The sequence below is a fragment of the Sodalis sp. dw_96 genome, assembly GCF_018449575.1.
Taxonomy (GTDB): domain Bacteria; phylum Pseudomonadota; class Gammaproteobacteria; order Enterobacterales; family Enterobacteriaceae; genus Acerihabitans.
In genome coordinates this window covers 1-1,241 of the sequence record NZ_JAAVUT010000056.1, presented here as the reverse complement: position 1 = coordinate 1,241, position 1,241 = coordinate 1, and the positions used below count along the sequence as shown (strand labels likewise).

Below are 1,241 nucleotides of genomic sequence, written 5' to 3'. Positions count from 1 at the left end.
ATTTGACCGGTGATGACGGTCGTGCGTTTGATAAAGCGTGGGCAGAATGCAAGGCTACGGGCGGTGACTGTGGCGCTATTGTGGACAAATACGCGGCGATAAATGCCCAACGCAACGAAGAACTCCAGCAGGTATGTGAAGACAGCCCTCTGACCTGTGCTAGCTATCAAAAACAACTCGTCGATACCGGTATGAACGCGGCCTCACGCCCGACGTGGATGCCGGACTGGTTCGGTGCGCCGATACGGGATGAAGAGATCCGTGGCGTGGTGCAGACGGAAAATGCTAAAGCCCTAGAGTATATCCATAAAAATACGGATGGCTGGAACCGGCTGGGGTCTTTTGTTGCCGAGCCGGAAAATGTCCTAGGTGTAGCAGGAACGGCGAAATCAACCTTCACCAAATCAGCCACCCTCACCGCAAAAGCCATCGGTGCCGCCATGAGTCTGGGCGCTAATGGCGGTGTACAAGTGTTAGAGGGAAAAACGGGCGATAAATTTGATTACGCCAGTTTCTTCACATCTGGCGTGAGTGGGACCGCCGGGGTTGGAAAATCGCTTAATTCTAATGTCAGGTTGAATGTGGGTGGGGCCTATTTTAGCAGCCATGTAACGGGCGAAAACTCACAGGCTGCAATGATGGGGGCAGCGGGTGGAACTGCTATTGGCTTTGGCTTGGGTACAGCGATCACGCGCCCATGGGAAGCTAAACTTATCAAAGAGCATTTTGGCATGGAAGCGAGTAAAAATGCCCTTAAATATTCCGAGACAACATTCGGGCCAGGTTATTTATTCAAAGAAGTAAAACTAAGCCCTATACCTGGGATCGCAGGCAGTACAGGTGCAGCTACAGTGCAGGAAGCTACAAGTACCCTAATACAAAAGAATGGAATTGAAAATTGAAGAGGCCATATTTATTATTAATTGTGATTATGGCCTATTTTTCAGCAGGATTCAGTGTTGGAATACCACTTGCTATTTGGTTTTCATTGAAAAATACCTCTGAAATCAATTTTTCTGATTATGCCATTCTAGGAGCATGTTATGGTGCTATTTGTGGACTTGCTATATGGATGCTATATAGATTTAATTTAAATTAATATGTGTTGATAACTTTTAAGCTTTATATATCCCGGCGTCCGAGCCGGGATTTTATCTTACAGACCACTCGTTAATCCGCCTCAGTCAATATCACCAGCCTTCCCGGCTCCACCATCACCCGCACGGCTTGATCGGTGGAAT

General features: G+C 47.5%; 1 protein-coding gene. It reads left to right on the top strand.

Going from position 1 to position 1,241, the window contains the following annotated elements; all coding sequences use genetic code 11:
* The coding region (locus HB631_RS26745) for a DUF6862 domain-containing protein (RefSeq protein ID WP_213994206.1) at positions 1–902 on the top strand (902 nt) is incomplete at its 5' end.
* Positions 903–1,241 lie beyond the last annotated feature (339 nt).